Origin of the sequence: Vibrio neonatus, from assembly GCF_024346975.1 — a bacterium.
In the GTDB taxonomy this organism is placed as follows: domain Bacteria; phylum Pseudomonadota; class Gammaproteobacteria; order Enterobacterales; family Vibrionaceae; genus Vibrio; species Vibrio neonatus.
In genome coordinates, this window is the sequence record NZ_AP024885.1 from 869,863 (window position 1) to 887,855 (window position 17,993).

Annotated in this window: 11 protein-coding genes; 7 read left to right on the forward strand and 4 right to left on the reverse strand. The window is 42.5% G+C overall.

Annotation, left to right across the window (positions count from 1 at the left end; all coding sequences use genetic code 11):
• The first annotated feature begins 2 nt into the window (after nt 1–2).
• From OCU38_RS04070 to OCU38_RS04080, 3 genes are all read left to right on the forward strand, one after another.
• Nucleotides 3–3,125, forward strand: coding sequence for an efflux RND transporter permease subunit (locus tag OCU38_RS04070; protein WP_261823848.1), 3,123 nt, complete (start codon nt 3–5; stop codon nt 3,123–3,125).
• A gap of 11 nt (nt 3,126–3,136) precedes the next feature.
• The gene (copI, locus tag OCU38_RS04075; RefSeq protein ID WP_261823849.1) at nt 3,137–3,649 is read left to right on the forward strand and encodes a copper-resistant cuproprotein CopI; all 513 of its coding nucleotides are present in this window, start codon (nt 3,137–3,139) and stop codon (nt 3,647–3,649) included.
• A gap of 1,066 nt (nt 3,650–4,715) precedes the next feature.
• Nucleotides 4,716–5,894 carry a hypothetical protein gene (locus OCU38_RS04080; RefSeq protein ID WP_261823850.1) on the forward strand — a complete coding sequence of 393 codons (1,179 nt, stop codon included), beginning with the start codon at nt 4,716–4,718 and terminating at the stop codon, nt 5,892–5,894.
• Between the two features lie 175 nt (nt 5,895–6,069).
• Here the strand turns inward: OCU38_RS04080 and OCU38_RS04085 are convergent, their stop codons facing one another.
• A complete protein-coding gene (locus tag OCU38_RS04085; protein WP_261823851.1) occupies nt 6,070–6,258 on the reverse strand; it encodes a hypothetical protein in 189 nt (62 codons plus the stop codon).
• Nucleotides 6,259–6,750: 492 nt separating this feature from the next.
• On the opposite strand from OCU38_RS04085, the gene OCU38_RS04090 reads away from it, so the two are divergent.
• On the forward strand, nt 6,751–7,029 hold the full coding sequence (locus OCU38_RS04090; protein WP_261823852.1) for a hypothetical protein: 279 nt from the start codon (nt 6,751–6,753) through the stop codon (nt 7,027–7,029).
• A gap of 1,074 nt (nt 7,030–8,103) precedes the next feature.
• Nucleotides 8,104–8,310, forward strand: coding sequence for a transposase (locus OCU38_RS17120; RefSeq protein WP_415846813.1), 207 nt, complete (start codon nt 8,104–8,106; stop codon nt 8,308–8,310).
• Nucleotides 8,311–9,081: 771 nt separating this feature from the next.
• Here OCU38_RS17120 and OCU38_RS04095 read toward each other — a convergent pair.
• The 3 genes from OCU38_RS04095 to OCU38_RS04105 all read right to left on the reverse strand — a co-directional run bounded on the left by OCU38_RS04095 (nt 9,082) and on the right by OCU38_RS04105 (nt 13,489).
• Nucleotides 9,082–10,968: a hypothetical protein gene (locus OCU38_RS04095; protein WP_261823853.1), complete on the reverse strand. Its 1,887-nt coding sequence runs from the start codon at nt 10,966–10,968 to the stop codon at nt 9,082–9,084.
• A gap of 1,851 nt (nt 10,969–12,819) precedes the next feature.
• Nucleotides 12,820–12,996, reverse strand: a complete 177-nt coding sequence (locus OCU38_RS04100) for a hypothetical protein (protein ID WP_261823854.1) — start codon at nt 12,994–12,996, stop codon at nt 12,820–12,822.
• A gap of 193 nt (nt 12,997–13,189) precedes the next feature.
• Nucleotides 13,190–13,489, reverse strand: coding sequence for a hypothetical protein (locus tag OCU38_RS04105; RefSeq protein ID WP_261823855.1), 300 nt, complete (start codon nt 13,487–13,489; stop codon nt 13,190–13,192).
• A 575-nt stretch (nt 13,490–14,064) separates the two neighbouring features.
• Between OCU38_RS04105 and OCU38_RS04110 the strand changes: the two genes are divergently transcribed.
• Together OCU38_RS04110 and OCU38_RS04115 are read left to right on the forward strand one after the other, a co-directional pair.
• Nucleotides 14,065–15,831: a trypsin-like serine protease gene (locus OCU38_RS04110; RefSeq protein WP_261823856.1), complete on the forward strand. Its 1,767-nt coding sequence runs from the start codon at nt 14,065–14,067 to the stop codon at nt 15,829–15,831.
• Between the two features lie 1,065 nt (nt 15,832–16,896).
• Nucleotides 16,897–17,913: an integrase domain-containing protein gene (locus tag OCU38_RS04115; RefSeq protein WP_261823857.1), complete on the forward strand. Its 1,017-nt coding sequence runs from the start codon at nt 16,897–16,899 to the stop codon at nt 17,911–17,913.
• Nucleotides 17,914–17,993 lie beyond the last annotated feature (80 nt).

A 17,993-nucleotide genomic window follows, 5' to 3' on the forward strand; every position in this document is an offset into this window, starting at 1 on the left:
CAGTGATCAACGCAATTATACGATGGTCGATTCATAACCGATTTCTGGTTCTAGTATTGACTGTATTTCTCACTCTAGGTGGTTTATACAGTATTAAAAATACGCCTGTGGATGCCATTCCTGATCTATCTGATGTCCAAGTCATCATAAAAACCAGTTATCCAGGGCAAGCACCGCAAGTTGTTGAGGATCAGGTCACTTATCCTTTGACTACAGCGATGTTAGCAGTGCCCGGTGCCGAAACCGTTCGAGGCTATTCTTTTTTCGGTGACTCCTACGTCTATATCATCTTCAACGATGATACTGATATGTACTGGGCAAGATCCCGCGTACTTGAATATTTGAGCCAAGTTGCCCCTAATTTACCTGCGAATGCTAAGCCGACTTTGGGGCCTGATGCCACGGGGGTAGGTTGGATTTACTCTTATGTATTACAGGATAAAACAGGGCAACACGATCTTGCTGAGCTAAGGACTCTTCAAGATTGGTTTTTGAAGTTTGAGTTGCAAACCGTTGAGGGTGTATCTGAAATTGCCACGGTAGGTGGGATGGTGAAGCAGTATCAAATCCAAATTGATCCTGCAAAACTTCGCGCTTATGACCTTACCTTGCAGCAGATTAATCAGGCTATATCAGCGGGGAACCAAGAAACTGGTGCGTCTGTGGTTGAGGTTGCTGAAGCTGAGCACATGGTTCGAACAACCGGCTACCTTTCTAGCATAGAAGATATTGCTTCTTTGCCCCTAAAGGTGAACGCACAAGGCACTCCCTTGCTTCTTGGTGACATAGCCGAGATCAATTTAGGACCTCAAATGCGACGAGGTATTTCCGAGTTTAATGGGGAAGGTGAGGCTGTTGGTGGCGTGGTCGTGATGCGCTTTGGCGAGAACGCTAGTGAGGTGATAGAGCGTGTAAAAGAAAAATTGGACGAGCTAAAACACAGCCTGCCAGACGGAGTAGAGATAGTTCCAACCTATGATCGCTCCACCCTGATTGATACCGCCGTTGAGAATTTGTGGCAAAAGTTGCTTGAAGAGTTTTTGGTAGTGGCAATAGTGTGTGCCATGTTCTTATTCCATATTCGCTCTTCTCTAGTTATTGCTCTTAGCCTACCTGTGGGAATATTAAGTGCATTTATAGTCATGTATTGGCAGGGAATTAACGCCAATATCATGTCTTTAGGTGGAATTGCCATAGCGATAGGTGCCATGGTAGATGGCGCCATTGTGATGATTGAAAACGTGCATAAACACGTAGAGAGAACGCCTCTAACCGATGAAAACCGCTGGCAAGTGATAGGTAAGGCTGCGGAAGAGGTAGGTGCGCCACTGTTCTTCTCTTTGATGATCATCACTTTAAGTTTTGTACCGGTTTTTGCTCTCGAAGGCCAAGAGGGCAAGATGTTTTCCCCTTTGGCTTTCACTAAGACTTACGCGATGGCAGCAGCAGCTGGCCTTGCAATCACTCTTGTACCGGTTTTGATGGGCTACTTTGTGCGAGGAAATATACTTCCAGAGCATAAGAACCCAGTAAACCGAGGTTTGATAGGTTTGTATAAACCGCTCCTCAACCTCAGTCTCAATTATCCAAAGAGCACCATACTGGTAGCCATAGCTTTGATGGGATCCGCGTATTACCCATTAACCAAGGTGGGCAGTGAGTTTATACCGCCTCTGGATGAGGGGGATCTTATGTATATGCCAACCACCTATCCGGGTATTTCTATTGGTAAAGCACGAGAACTTCTACAACAAACCAACAAACTCATTCGAACTGTTCCAGAAGTAGAGTCAGTATGGGGCAAGGTAGGGCGTGCGGAAACCGCTACCGACCCCGCACCTTTGACCATGATAGAGACGACGATCCAACTCAAACCTCGTTCTGAATGGCGTGAGGGTGTAACTACCGAATCTTTACGCAAGGAGTTTGATGATTTAGTGAAATTCCCAGGGCTGACCAACGCTTGGGTGATGCCAATCAAAACGCGTATCGACATGCTAGCAACGGGTATCAAAACACCGATAGGAATCAAGGTGGCAGGTGCTGATTTGTCAGTGATAGAGCAAATTGGTGCGGATATCGAGCGGATATTGTCCGAAGTGCCGGGAACGGCATCGGCCTATGCAGAGCGAGTAGCAGGTGGTCGGTATGTCACCATAGATATCAATAGGCCCAAAGCTGCGCGATATGGGCTCAATATACAGCAAGTACAACAGGTCATTTCAACTGCAATTGGGGGAATGAATGTAGGTGAAACCGTAGAAGGGCTAGAGCGATATCCGATAAACGTACGTTATCCACAAAAGTATCGTGATTCAGTTGAGAACTTAAAGGTTTTGCCACTTGTCACTCCAAATGGTGCGCGTATTGCTCTTGGTGATGTTGCAGATATTCGATATGAAGATGGTCCTCCAATGATCAAAACAGAGAACGCCAGACCTAACGGTTGGATCTTTGTGGATATTGAGGGGCGAGATTTAGGTTCTTATGTAGCCGATGCGCAGCAAGCGGTACGCGAACAACTTGAACTACCAACAGGCTATTCACTGGCATGGTCAGGGCAGTACGAGTATATGGAAAGAGCAAAAGAGCGACTAATGGTGGTAGTGCCTATTACGATTGCCATCATCATGCTACTGCTCTATTTCAGTTTCAAGCGTATCACTGAGGTATTGGTGATCATGGCTACTTTGCCACTGGCTATGGTTGGTGGCATTTGGCTTTTGTACGCACTCGGTTTCAACTTCTCTATCGCTGTTGGTGTCGGGTTTATTGCACTTGCTGGTGTCGCGGTTGAGATTGGAGTGATTATGTTGGTGTACCTCAATCAAGCGTGGCATCACACTAAGCTAGATGCACAGGAAAGCGATCGTTCGCTTTGTTTGAAGGACCTTTCCAACTCCATTCGAGAAGGAGCGGGACTTCGCGTACGTCCTGTAATGATGACAGTAAGTACTGTCATCATTGGTCTTATCCCAATAATGTACGGTGCTGGCACCGGCTCTGAGGTGATGCAACGTATCGCCGCTCCTATGATAGGCGGCATGACTTCTGCCTTGATATTAACCCTAGTAGTTCTTCCTGCAGTATTTAAACTGCTGAAATCACGAGAAATCAAAAGATAAGGAATCATATTATGAAAAAATCGACTCTACTGTTTGCTACTTTGTTGGCGACAAATGTGGCTATTGCTAGTAGCGATCACCACAATATGGATCATTCTCAGATGGATCACTCAGAGATGGACCATAGCAAAATGGACCACTCGACCATGCACGGTTCAAGTAGTGTTGGCATGCCTGCAAAAGGCGCTAAACCTGACAAGGTAGTACATGTACTTTTAGGGGATGACATGAGTATCAAGTTTAAGCGCGACGTCACAATAGAAGCTGATGACGTAGTGCAGTTTGTCGTGCTCAATACCGGAAAAATGGAGCACGAGTTTGTGATCGGCACAAATGCCGAGCATGCCGAGCACCGAGAAATGATGGAAACAATGAGTACCCATGACATGGAGAATTCCGTGGTGGTAGCTCCAGGCAAAGCAAAGCAAATCCTATGGCACTTTCATGGGGACTCAGAGGTCGAGCTAGCATGTAATATGCCGGGTCATTATGAGGCGGGAATGGTTAAAAAACTTAGCTTGTAGCTAATTTAAAGGGGGGAGTTATCTCTCCCTTTTTTATCAGCACTACGTATGGCACCCCAAACAAAATGACATCTTCTGGTTTGGTTTCTTTAGCTGAATCCCTAGATATATCCACATTATCTAGGGATTTTAGAATTTGAGAAATAATGGGCGCACTTCGCCTGATGGCTATAGGACGAGACTTGGTTTTTAGACTGAATTTAAAGTCGAACGGATAGCCTTGCTGTACAAGTGCTTTGGGGGTACAAACGCGGACGAAATAGACGCAATGACGACTTTTATATAGATACATTGACTCACCTGATTGACTCACCAGAGCGTTTTCAGGGACTCAGAAACGAAAAAAGCCCTGATAAATCAGGGCTTTAAATGTGGCGGAGAGATAGGGATTTGAAACCTAAATAGACCGTCCAGCGTAACTTTAAAGCACTGATTTTAATGAACTAATTTCTATTCTGAGCCTAGATAGGCTCTGTGATTGACTAACCTTATTGTTTACCTTAGCAAGCCCAATTTTAGAGCGCAATATTACGCTCTAAAATAGTTAGGGATTTAGAGACTTCACATAAAGATATCTGTCTCAATATTTGCATATTATAAATCAAGATAAAAAAACGGTTAGACTACTAGATTGATGGCCTGAGGGGCAGAACAGTATTAAAAGTGCTTTCACATTTATGAGGACAATCTAGCGTGGATCTCATCGTAGAGTTGGGACTAATGTATGTCTCAAATAGACTCTGAGTATATTAGCGCAAACTAACTCTGTTATTTTGCTTACCCACTTGCAAAACGGAGCATGCAATACATATGCTCCATTGCGTGATTCACGAAAATGTTTGCTTTAGGTTTTTAGATCGCACTTTTAGTGGATATGGCTTTACTGACGCTGAATTTTGGTGGACTTTTTAGGTTCAAATAATGGCATTGAAGGTTCAGTATGGCTAGGCACAGTGGTTTTAAAATGACCCGCGCTCTGAGTGAGCAAGGTCAATTGGTATCTATTCAAAATGTTGCCAATGGTAAGGAATGTAATTGCACGTGCGTTACCTGCGGTGCCTCCTTGGTGGCTAAGCAGCGTGGCTCTAGGATTAGTCACTTTGCGCACGAGGCCGGGGCTGAATGTAACTGGAGTGGTGAAACTGAGCTACACCTCCTTGCCAAGGAAGTGATTGAAGAAGATCGCTTTGTTGAATTTCATTACGTGACTTTTGATGGAAACCGAAAGGATATCAAGGTCAACTTAACCTCTGTCAAAAAAGAGGCCTCCTTTGCAGGCTATAGACCAGATATACTTGCTTATACTGAGCACAATGAGCTGATAATCGTAGAAATTTGCGTCCATCACGCCTGTGAGGACGAGAAAGTTCAGTACCTGAAGACAGAGCGTATCAACGCAATTGAAATACACCTCGCGATAGAAGACTTCAAGGGCTTACCAATGCTCACTCTAGAGAGTGTTAGGGAAGGCCTACATTTGGCCTACAAGCGCCTAATCAGTATTGATCCCTTGTCAGAAGTCGCTAGAGGTCTTGTCTCAGTTAATACAGGTATTCTCTCTACCCAATACTCGAAAATCAAAGAGCTTGGAGGGAGAATTAAGGAGCTCAGGGGAGAGGAAGATGGATTACGGGAGTCACTACAAGGGCTAGGAGTTGAGTATGCGAGCATGGTTAGTAGGGCCGAGGCGTTTCGCCGGAAGACCTATGAGGACATGCGTACCGACCCAGACTTCAAAAAGTATGATGATAAAAGGAAATCTTTAGAGAAGAAATGTGAGTGGCAGAAGTCAAAACTCAAAAAGGAGTACTCAAAAGCAAGAGACGAGTATAAGAAAAAACACACAATTGAATGCGATAGACTCGAAAGAATTCGAGAAAAGAAGGCTGAAGAGATCTGGCAACTCAAAAGAGATATAAAGGCATGTAAAGAAGGTAAAGCTTCAGTTGATGAGTTTGGAGGTACAAAGTGGTCTTTAGAGAGGAGAGCCAAACTGAACAAGGAGATAGCGGAACTTGATGAAATTCGCAATGATATGTATCTGCATGGTTGTGAGGGTAGAGTACAGGATTTTATCGGCAAGATCACAGAACAATACGACAATAAGTTTGCTGAATTAGAGAAGTGCTGGAAGGAAGTTTCTGCACTCAATCCCAAGTTGGTAAAGCCGAGTTTTATCAGTTCTACGAATACCTCACTTGGAAAAGTGGTACCACTCAAAGGTTACGGTGATCATCGCGGTTAGTTGAGTGGTCTGATGAACAGCGGCGAGCGATTTATTCGCTTTGGCTTGCTGTTATTACTTGTAAAGAAAACGACCAGCAAGGCATTAAAACGGAACAAAAAAACAGTGGGTTAGGCTACGCTTCGCTACACGTTTTAATTTAAATAGTTTAAGGCAATACATCTAAACCATATTATTAATGTATTTTACCTGCCGCTTTGATTTTGATATGCACTCGGTTGCCCGGTAGGTAGCTTAAAGGGATCTCTATCATTTTGATAGTGGTGACACTTTGTGGGCATGCTCCTGCTGTAATGGCTAGTTGCTGTGCTTTTTGCTCAAGAACGTCGAATACCTGTTTGCGCTCGCTTGGTGCGATGGCCACGATCTTATCTAGCTGTCCAGATATCTCGCCTAGTAAATTACAAGGTCAGGTCTTTCTGGCCTCATAATATTCATAGAATGAGGCCAAAAACTCAATTTATCACTAGAATTAGACGAATAACAACGCTGAATATTTGAACAGAAATTCTGTTTTTTGACATTTATTAAATAATTATACACAATGACATATGTGGTCATCATAGGGCTACGGTTGTTCAAAAAATGGACATATAAAAATAATAACAAAGAGAAATCATAAAAAAAAGAAAAATAATAATAGTAATGCCCGATCACCCGTGAGCCCTTTGGGACCAAGGTTGTTCGATAAAAAATAAAAATAAAAATAAACTTTTTCGATTAAATAGTTGTCGAAGAAGGATTTTTTGCATCCAAAAAAAACTTGACACACTGTTAATTCATACAGTAGGTTTATCTGCACGCTAAGTCACAAACCCGGCTTGGCAGATTCCTTAACTAATGGAAATGGTGTTTTATGAGCGAAAACTACGAAAACTTTGTGCGTCAGCCTATCCCCCCTTCACACTTTCAAAAGTTAGTTGATCTTGCCCAGCACTACGGGTACGACTTCTCTGCCTTATGTCGTTTAGTATCAAACGATGCTCAATGCCTGACTCTGAAGCAAGCAGAGTTATTCATGATCCTTCACGATCGCAATCCGGATTCATTCGAAGGGCTTGATGACGATGAGCAGCTGGAGATTCTATTAAAAGATCTTGAGTTTTTATCTCAATCATACGGGCTAAAGCACTAACCTATTCCACCTCTCATTATCTCTCTGAGAGGTGGATTCGTTTCTGACGCAGAGTACGGAGTAAATATTTTTGTTGAATGAACGAGTCACCGAAGCTAAAAATACTAGAATTGTGGGGGTGAGCATGCCTAGCAAAATTCCGATTTGTGAACACCTGTTGATGGTGAAGATGTTTGACCACCAGCGAAATAAGCCGGCAGATCTGGAGTTGCCAGTAGGTAGTAATAAGCTCTTGTGGTGGCGCTGCTTGACTCCGGAGTACCAGGGGTTTACTGATGGATTTGTGCGTACACCTCACAATTTGCGTAATGCCTATAACAAATATCCTGACGCCGAGGGGTGTCCGATTTGCTCTCGCAATAATGCGGGAACGAAACGCAGTGCCTCGACAGTCGCTAAGAATGGTAATCTGGCGGTGATCCACCCCTACCTAGTGGCAGAATGGCAGCTGCTGCAGGGAATGTTATGTCAGGAGTACGTCCCAGTTAGTGCAATCCTCAGCTCACATCATCGATCTGATACGTAATAATCCGACATTGAAAGCTCAGTTTGACGAAAGAAGAAATGGCCCACTGAGCAATAGACCGATCAACATGAGTATGCCGATTTATTGGCGATGTGATCAACGTACTATTCATTCGGGCAGGGTGGTCGCTCTAAAATATCGGATCAAAGAAAACTTGGGTGATGTTCTACGGCTATCGAGCTGCCCTAAGTGCTCTGTTACTTCTGAACCCCGGATCGAACGGACGCTTAATTTACTTATGCGCGATCATCTCGGCATGAGCGTACAGGCTGGAGTGCTCACAATAGGCTCAAGGCCGGATGCTGTATTGAAGGAATACGGTGCTATGCTCGAATATGATGGGCCGATGCACGCTAAACTTGGTATGCCGCTATTCTTTAAGTAGATACAGCAACATGGAACTGACCATGGACAATCACGAGCTTACAGAACTTCATGAGCAATTAGAACACCTCATATTCGTTCAGTTGAAGAGAACTCGACAGCGGATTGAAGAGCTAATTTCAGCTAATTAGGTTGGAAAAGCCATTGCTGAACGAGAGGATGTTGTGTCGGTTTGTCCTCACTGCGATAGTGCTGATTTTACAAAGTACGGGACGACTGGGTGCGGCCAACAACGCTATAAATGTAAGTCTTGTGAACGAACGTTTAATTCCTTAGCAGGAACACCGCTCGCCCGAATGCGGCGGCAAGATAAGTGGCATCAGTATTCAGAAGAAATGTGGCTCACCACGAAGATACGACAAGTTGCCTAAGAGCTTGGCGTTAACGTCAAAACAGCGTGGAAATGGAGGCACTGACTCCTCTCAAAACCCCGAGATAATAAACCCTCAGAGCTTCACTGCATTATCGAAGCAGATGAAACATTTATTAACGAGTCATATAAGGGTAAACGCTTTATGCCTCGACCTGCCAGTAAGCGCGGAGGGGGCAAAGAGGTTGCCAAATCCAGTGCTACTAGTTCTTGACCACAACGGAACTGTTACTCACCGAGTGTTGAATAGGAACACCAAAGAAGAGCTTAAGGCATCCTTAGCGCCAGTCCTAACTTCCGATTGTGTTCTATGTACAGATGGCAATTTATCCTATCAAACCATAGTGAAGAAATTACCGTTTGAGGTCGTTCATAAAAGGTTGATTGCGCTTGATAATCAGCATGTTATAGATGGGATATATCACATCCAGACGCTAAATAACTGGATGATGAGGTGGAAACTCTGGTTACAGCAATTCCACGGGGTTGGAACTGAACATATAAGTAACCCTTACCAGTTCAAATTGGTTGAAACCCAACCATTCGGAAATTTCTAATAGTTGCTTCACCAACACACAAATGGATCTACGCCCCATACATACAGTAATATAGGAGGTCTAGAGCATCAGTTCAAGAACTCAGCACCACAAAAGCGCACTGGCTTGCGTTTGACCTACTTTTTTTAACTGGTGTAATGTCTTGTTTTAGGTAGGAATATTATTTTGAATACAAGTGCTTGTCTCAAGTGATGATATTATGCTCATACTGCTTCTTATTTAGACTGTTTTAATGTGTCTATTAACTCTCTAGGTAAGAGCTTTTTTGTTATGCCAAAAAATGACTTTAGTTGTGCTTCGAATAGGCGTGGATAAGTGGTTCGTGAAGCAGCTTTTATAAACTGTTTATGTTTTAGTGATTTTGAATCTACAGCAGCGGCCTTCATGTCTTCTTTCGTGGCAAAGAAGAGGTCAGGGTGCAACAACTCATACCCAATAAATTGCAATGCCTGTGTTGTATCTCTTGGAGCAATTGATTGAGGGTTGTGATTCTCTATAAAATCTTGGAGAACAAACTTTTTTCTGTGGGTATCAGAGAGGTTATTAGGTATTTTAGGATAGTTTGGGGTGTTCTGCTTGTCCGCAAATGAACGAAGTTGTGTCTTTTTATTTTTATCAATTATTCTGTATTCGTGTGCAAGCTCGATAAATTCACTCCAAGTATTAAGTTGTTCAAGGGAGTGTGGTAATAAATCGCACATTTCACAGATGATATTATATCCACCGACCTCTCGTATACGAGAGCGAAAACCAGGGAAATTGTCTTCCACTAGTTGGGAGGACGGAGCACGTAACCCGTTAGATGTGTCTAGTGCGTTTTTCTTCATGAAAGAGCAGATTTCTTCACAAACAAAACTTTTGGACATTGGAGCGACGCTGAATTTTTTGTTTGAAAGTCTAGAATAGAACTCTTCCCCTAGAGGGGTAAATTCTCTTTTCAGAACATTTGCAATGTTGAATCCAAGCGTGTTTAGTGTGTGTACTACTTCTGAATGTTGTCTTTTTAGCTGATTATTATTAAATGTAAAATAACTCGCGTCTTTTCTAATTTTATCGGAGTTAAATAGAGCGTTCATTTTTTTTCGTTTTGTTGAAATGTAGCTTTCAAGCTTTGAATCTAAGTTGTAGCTTTTCTTTGAGTCGAGTGAGGCTCTTGCTAGTGTTTTCACACTGACCATCAAAATATCGAGGAGAACAGGTTTACCATCATTCCAGTAAATAAAGTCGATATCACTATTTAAGCCCGTGATACGTGGGCAGAGATCTTTTAAGGGGATGTCTTTGTCATCTGGCTCCAAATTCATTAGGATGAGAGCAATCAAGACATCGGCTTCCAAGTGGGAATCACAGGCAAATGCGTTTGTCTCCGTTTTTATTAATATTTTTCCCTGAAATCCCAGTTTCTTGTGCCAAGGAAAACCAGAATTTTGCATAAGTCTTTGGAAGCGTTCTGAATTCTTTTCAATTTTTCCGCGGACACCATAGACATTAACTCTGCGCCCCTCGTTATCTCTGAGCTCTAATTTCCCATTCTGTATTGCTGATAGATACTCGATACAACGGTCTCTGGAAGCAAAGAAGTGTCTTTTGGACAATAACGAAAGTATATATATCAGTTTTTCATCAGTTAAGTTTTGAGTCCAGATTGGCTGAATGTCGAGCTTATGGCATAGATCTGCCATACGTTTTTGAACAGTGTGGTCGGTACTGATATTTTTCTTTAGTTGAGCGAGTGTTCCAGCTAGGCCAACCCTCTTTGAAAAGGTAGGGGGAAAGCTGAAGGTTTTTAAGTCATGCTTGATGCATATATGCTCTAGGAAATTAATGCGGCTAGAATCAAATGTATCTGTGCCATCGCAGGTTGTGGACTTAGTCTCGCTTTTCCATCCATTTGAGCGTAAGAAATCAGTAAAGTTTACCCAGCTATCCCCAAATGAAGCGGTAATTTGATCATATTCAGTAGTACATAGATCATAGGGGAGAGGAAAAAAGTGCTGTTCTCGTCCTGAGCGTTCTTGATCAGCGATCTTGCGCTTTGGCCACCGAATTTCACATTCTCGGATGTCCGTATAATCGATGAATTTATTCTGATAAATGGTCAAAATAATTAAACCTTTTTTCTAAATCTTGGATACTGCTTGAGGAAAAGTGTCAGATAGCATAGATGATATGCGTTATGGTAATGTTTTTCTAGGCGGTTATGTTTTTCAGTTGCTACATACCGGTAAGTTACTCGCTGTGCTCCTAACTTACCGGTAAGCAAAGCGCTACCAACTCGCGTTTGCTTCAAGATATGTTTAGAACGTATGAGACCACTATGAGATTTATTTGGTCAAGTTGTTCCCAATTATCCAACAGCCTCGTCGGAAAAACTCTAACCTCGATTTTGTAAGAGCCTGTTCCAACAATCCCTCTGAAGCACTTTTGCCTCGAAATAATTTTGAGCGATGCTCATTTTTCAGAAAGTGCAGTAATTATCTTGCTTCACTCCAAACAATACGCTCACCATTTCGTCTTTTATCGCGCTTATCTTGCTTAGTGCCAGACCTGCTTTTTAGAATATCGAGAACGACACTGAGGGGAAAATCTTTGCGAGATAAAGAAGTTTGTTGATCTTCATTATGTACTGCTTACTAAAGTACCGCGTCCAGAAACGTTTTACAGAGTAAAGCTCCGGGACAGAAGCAAGGCGTTTGGTTAATGTGTTGCTACACATGACTGCCTGAGAAAATTAAAAAGCCCTATCACAACAGTGAATAGGGCTTTTTAATTCTGACACTCGAAACTATTGAGTATATTGGCATCGTTGCACTTTACTGCATGAATATATTTTTCAATATACTTCCCATATCCGATCTCATATACAAAAAAAACTGACTTAGTGTTAGGGTTTTCTGGTAGATAATACAAGGAATTTAAGTTTTTTTCGTGGGGATGTTCCTACCGCCACAACAAACAAGGAATTTAGGTTTTTTACGTGGGGATGTTCCTACCGCCACAATCTACACATAGACTTTATGTACTCGTAGCTACTACTGTCAAGCACTTTTAAGTCTTGTCTATCATATTGAGTACTTCGCTTCTCATAGAGGCTGTCGCTGACGCATAAGGGATACCTGAAAAAGCAGTAAACTCCCTATGCCACTATGCCACTATGCCACTATGCCACATGAGCCTCTTTCTGGTTTACGGTTAATTCCTTCTCGGCTCACACATCAACGTTGGCTGTGCAGCGAAGTTTCTGCAAAAAGGGTTCTTGCAGAAATTGACCTGAATGCCACCACTTGGTTTAGGGAGTCTTAAAGTGTCTAAAAAAGATTTTTCACTTACAAAAAAGCCCCATATACAACCATAACATACTGTATATAGGGGCTTTTATTGGTGATGTCAACATATCAGCAACACATTAACCAAACGCCTTGGGACAGGCGCCCTGGCCCCCCTTTTTTAGCTATCAGTTCAACCCCATATTCACTGCACGTACTGTATTACGCATATTGCGAATTGAGCTTCCACTATATGATAGTCACTACAATATAGTCACTATCATATAGTGACGATAAGTGATTGATTTTCATGTGTTATATTTTAAGGTTGGCAAGTATTAGCCATAGTCTCGACATTTTGTGGCGGGAGATACATTGCTTTAAAGGAAGGTGGCTAGTAATTTTCTGGGAAGGCTCGGGACTATGTAAAACTGCTTTTCAATTAGCTAAATCTTGGTAGACATAACGCCTGTTTGGTAAGTAGCTGATTTAACCATAGGAAGCGGTAGCTTCAATCGATATTGAATCCAAGAGCTGAATAAGCACATTACAAAAAGGAGCTACGAAGAGCTCCTTAACTACGACTAAAAAAGAACCTACCGCATATGAATGGGTAGGTTCTTTGTTTTTGATGAAATATCGCTAAATCATTTCGAGATTTGGACTAAAAACAGGAAAGTGCTTATTTTACTTAGAGCTCGCTTTCGTTTTTGTTTCATCATCCTTATTGCTCAACAGTATCACTTCGAAAAGTTCAGCTCGAACTTTGCAGAGCCGTTTTTCTATTTTTGCAGTGAAAAACTGAAGATTATGTATATCGCTTTCAAGCTCGTTAATGAGTTGGACCATTTCAATTTTTTTCATATTTTTGCCTTAGCTTATTGTTAATAATTTTTAGTAGCCCCCAACGGGCTTACACTTTAGGTAAGGCAAAACGAAACCAGTCATTTTCAGGTTAAGTTTCTTTTATGACTTCCGATATTAATCGTGATAATTGAGTGTGGATCAGTGGCAAAAAAATAACGCAGAGACAATGCCTCTGCGTTATATAGGGGAGCTACCAGTTACTCATAATCTGGCGCTCATCCTCAAACATCTTGTTAAAGTACTGAGCCCAGCGATAAGCTGCTCGTCCTTCTTCAACACTTGCTACATTTTCGATACTGAACTCATACCCCAATCGGTTACTTATCAACTGATACATGACTTTTTCCGTGACGTAACCGCTTTTCCAGTTCGGAGCCATTACTTGATACAAGTGATGCCGAACTTGTTTCAGCGTCTCTTGTACCTGGCTACTCTCGACGGTCACAGTATTATCAGATGCAACGGGCGTTGCTGTTATATTTTGTTCCATGGCTCTATCCCTACGTGTGGTTAAACTGGGTTAATTCACTGCCGTTTTGCAGTCACACTAGGTAGGGGTATTTGAAAGAGAAATTGAAAGAGTCAGTGTTTTACCGTGTGGCAACACATTCATGTTTATGATTGCTACTCATTCTCCAACGGCTTCATCATCACGATAGAACGTTTACTCTGCCAGTCATTGTGAATAATAAGAAAATACTAGCCGCTGAATATTTGAGTACGTCTTAGTTCACAGTTAAATTTAGCCTTACATTTTCTTACTAATATTATTGCTTTTGAAATAGTCTGTTTTCGTGTGTTATTTGTGCTTATATTCGTAAACCGATTATTTATTCCCTTCAAGTTCAAATATTCGATTTTTTATTCTTAGATATGATTTTCACTGTCATAAACCTTAACTTGATACTCCATTTGTAAATAGGTATTAAATATTTTCTAGTGATTGTTAATTTAAATGCATTGTTTAGATAAGAGTTCAACTCAAAGCGATCGTTATTATGTTAAGTGCTCTCTAATTTGAGTATTAGATTCTTATATTTAGTCTATTTAATCGATGGAAGTAGGATGATGAAATTTATAAGTAGGTTATTTGGTTCGGCCGCTTTAGCTTTGTCGCTAGTGTCGTTCTCGGCAAGCGCGATTTTCAATGGTACAGAGACTTCGGTTAACGACTATGGTAACCATCTCGTGCGAATCGTTTTAAAAGGTAATACCGGTATTAGCACCAAAACGTGTGGTGGGATGCTGGTGGGTGGTAAGTATATCTTTACCGCTAGCCATTGTCTTGATGGGACGCACACCGTTTCCCTTAAGGTTTATCAGGGTGTGGATGTGCGTGATCCAGATGCGGTTTATGACCGTTATGGTGAGTACAAACATGTAAGGGCTCATGAAACCAATAAAGATTGGTGGGCTTACTTAGATCCGATGTTCAATAATCAAATTGAGCCTCTTTTCCCTCATGCGTTTGAGGGCGATGTTAGGGATTTTAATACGGCAGCGTATTGGCGTAATCTATTTGAAACGATGCCTCACTTTCTTGATGATAGAGAGCAGGAAGTAAAAGACAATCCTGTTCATAACGGGCATAACGACAGTGACTGGGGTTTGATTATTTTGGATGAGCCGATACCTCACCAAAGTAGTCGCATCTTGAAACCATTAGCCGATCATCATACTGGGGAGCAATTCCTTAAGCCGGGTGAAACGTTTACGTTTCGTGGTTGGGGTAGTACAGCATATGGTGGTGCATCTGGGTCAACACCGAGTACGTTGATGGAAGCGACTTTTCAGTTGTACCGTCCATATCCGTTAACGCAGGCTCGTTCAGCGAATATCGGTTCGTTGCGTGGCCCGTATTGTTCTGAAGATATTGAGAAGTGTACTTTTCAAGCCTCAGCACAGGCCGATATGATTGGTGTGAATACAGGAAATAATTTTCCGGGCGTAGGCCCCGGTGATAGTGGCTCTCCGATTATTCGTGGTGATTACTTTTACGGTGGCCTATTTGGTTCAGACCGAAACCCTACGCCAGAAGACGAGCTGTATGTGTCTGTATTTAGTGATATGAATGCAGAGATGGACGACATTGTAGCGCAGTCTGAATTGTTATCTGGAGTGTTTAGTGGCAGCGATGAGGTGTATGTCGCCTCATTTAGTCATTTGGGTTACTTGATGGATAGTATTGTTCGATATGTGGATGATGTTGTTTATCCAACAGATATGGGTATCACTGTTGAGCCAGAAAGTAGTGATTCACACGAAATCCTGATCCCAATTCAGAACTTTACCGACACCGTTATTGTGCTAGACCCTGTTGAATTGAGCGGGGGTTTTGAGTCGCTCAATGGTCAGATTGATGCTGCAGGCGTTTCCTACGATGATTTCTTGATGGTTAAGCAAGATTGCGCAGGAATTTTAGAGCCAAAAGCGGGTTGTATGGTGAAGTTGGTACTAAACCAACGAAACCTGTTTGTATTCGATTCCGTGGTGGAGGCATCTATTAATCTTGGTATTGAAGATGTTGCTGATAAGCCACTAACGATTCGTTTGTATCCTACTTTTTGTGATAAAAATCCTTCACACTCTGATTGTGTAGAGACGTGTGATGATAATCCGTTGTTGCCTGGGTGTGGCAATGAGGCTCAAGAGCCTGACTTACCGCAAGAGCCGGAATTGGAGCCTGAGGTTCCGCAAATTCCAGACTCCGACGATGGTGATGGTGCTGATGAAGATTCTTCGCAAGGTGGGTCAAGTTCGGGTGGTAGTGTCTCTTTTGGCCTTTTAGGGTTGTTTGGGTTGCTATTAACACGACGATTTAGCACTAAATAAGAGGTCTTTGGAAAAAGGCGCTGTCTCACATGACTTCTTGTGTCATGTATTCGCGGATGTGGCGTAAAAAAAAAAGCGCAACGCAGAATGACAATAATCTGAATAGACCTACTTAAGTGTAAGGCGATGCAGGAGTGAGTATCGAGAGTCACTCACAAGATAGACCGATACTTTTGCATCGCTACTCATTCTCAAAAATAGGCAGTGTTAGTTCTGCCTTGCTATTAGCCACTTCATCTCGGAGTGGCTTTTCTTTTTCGTCTATGACGCAGTGAAAATATGGGCTTAGTCTGTCAATATCGCTCGTTGCGGCCTGTCATCAGTTCGCATAATAAAACCTCAACACAGTCTTCTAGACTGCCGATTTCTCCTACTCTCAGTGATGGTGCAAAAGTGCACATAGAAATGCGAAGAGCGCATAAGCTAAGTGGCAAAGTAAGGAAAATCTGAGCGTAAAAAATGAAACTAACGGAAAACGTTTCGAATGATGCTGGTGGGCAAGTCTTTGATGACGAGCCAGATGTGCAATAAGCAGGGATTCAACACTTCGTCTAATTACTGACAAGAAATTAGACGAAGTGCCATAGTGGGCCTCAGCCCTTGTACTGCAAGCACGCACTGACATCGCGAGAAAAAGTTTTCGGAAGTGACGCTACGTAAACAGAGACTTGGAGTGATAATAAGCAGCAATAGCTTGGCGTTATTATCCCAATGCCACCAAGAGAGTACGTTAACTTCACATGACATAGCACATAGATAGAGGACGCAATAAGCCGTAGTTGATGCCAACAACGCTATCTATTATAACCGAGGCTGCGACACTGCCCACGACCTTAAAATAGAAGGGAGCGGTTAACCCATCACTGAATGAGCATGCAATAAGGCCACTGACTCCTATCGGGAGAAGCATTCAGGGTAATTAAAAAGGCGTAAATCATTGATCGATACAGAAGTGAAATTCTTCTGCGCATCAACCGCTATGTTGAATCAGAAAAAACCGTAAACACACCCTGCAAAAGAGCAAAGTTGACGCTAGTTAAACTGACATTGAACAGGAGTGTAACTATGCGTAAAACCAAATACAGCGGCTACCATTTAAGTGGTGTGAGAGCCTTTACGAAACCTAACTTTGGCTTGGGTTCAAGGCAGATAGACAAATGCTTAATTAATGCCTCACTTGAGCAACTCGGTGGGATGAAAAACAACACCCACTTAGCAAGGCTTCCTGCCTGCCGTGCGTTCTCAGCCTTTTTAAAAGAAAATACGGACGTTAAACGTCTTAACCAGATTGAAAAAAGCCATGTGCTGCAATTTGGTGAGCATTTACGAGAGCGCTTTGAATCCGAATCTACGTTCAGCGCAGCTTCTGCTAGAGATTATTTAAGCCACGTGAATGTGTGTTTAGCTCAGGCAAGGGGAGACAAGGCACTCAAAGTATTGGCAACCAAAGAGTTGGATTATCCTTCTAAAACAGGTATTGCAACCACAGACCATTCGGTCAGCTCAGAAGAGCATCATTATATTGTGTCCAATGCGAGTGAACCGGTTGCGGTGCTTGCCCAGTTACAACGGGCTTTTGGATTAAGAATGCGAGAAGCGTCATTATTGGATTGTAATAAGGCTTTACAGCAGTTGAAGGACAAGGCTGAAATCTCCATTGAACGCGGCACTAAAGGCGGGCAGATACGTGATGTGCCTTGCGATACGCCCATCCAGATAGCGGCATTAGAGCGAGGTGCGAAGCTGCAGTCTCAAACAGGGCATGACAATCTTGTACCTATCGATATGAGTTTTAAAGCTTTTCAAACAGCAGTATGGCGAGAGCATCAACGCATTGATTGTGGGTATCGAACCCATGGTGAACGCAAGCATTATGCGTGTGAGTATTACAAGCAACGTATGGGCGCTCTGCCTCCTGTGCAGGCTCATATTGAGCATGGAAAGGCGCATCACACCTATTTAGCACAACAGCTCAATATCAGCCTCACCGAAGCCAAACAGCGAGATAAAGAGGTGCGATTGGGGCTGTCAAAGCTTCTAGGGCATCATCGCCTTAGTATCAGTAATGCGTACATAGGTTAGCCTGTGTACGCACACAAAAACCGTAACTCTAGTTTGAATACTCAGCTTTTGATGTACCTCTTCATCCTATTAATGAGGAG

Excerpts from the sequence above, each read along its gene's own strand:
- copI (WP_261823849.1), top strand. The coding sequence starts at position 3,137 with ATGAAAAAATCGACTCTACTGTTTGCTACTTTGTTGGCGACAAATGTG.
- OCU38_RS04090 (WP_261823852.1), top strand. The coding sequence starts at position 6,751 with ATGAGCGAAAACTACGAAAACTTTGTGCGTCAGCCTATCCCCCCTTCA.
- OCU38_RS04100 (WP_261823854.1), bottom strand. The coding sequence starts at position 12,996 with ATGAAAAAAATTGAAATGGTCCAACTCATTAACGAGCTTGAAAGCGAT.
- OCU38_RS04105 (WP_261823855.1), bottom strand. The coding sequence starts at position 13,489 with ATGGAACAAAATATAACAGCAACGCCCGTTGCATCTGATAATACTGTG.
- OCU38_RS04110 (WP_261823856.1), top strand. The coding sequence starts at position 14,065 with ATGATGAAATTTATAAGTAGGTTATTTGGTTCGGCCGCTTTAGCTTTG.
- OCU38_RS04115 (WP_261823857.1), top strand. The coding sequence starts at position 16,897 with ATGCGTAAAACCAAATACAGCGGCTACCATTTAAGTGGTGTGAGAGCC.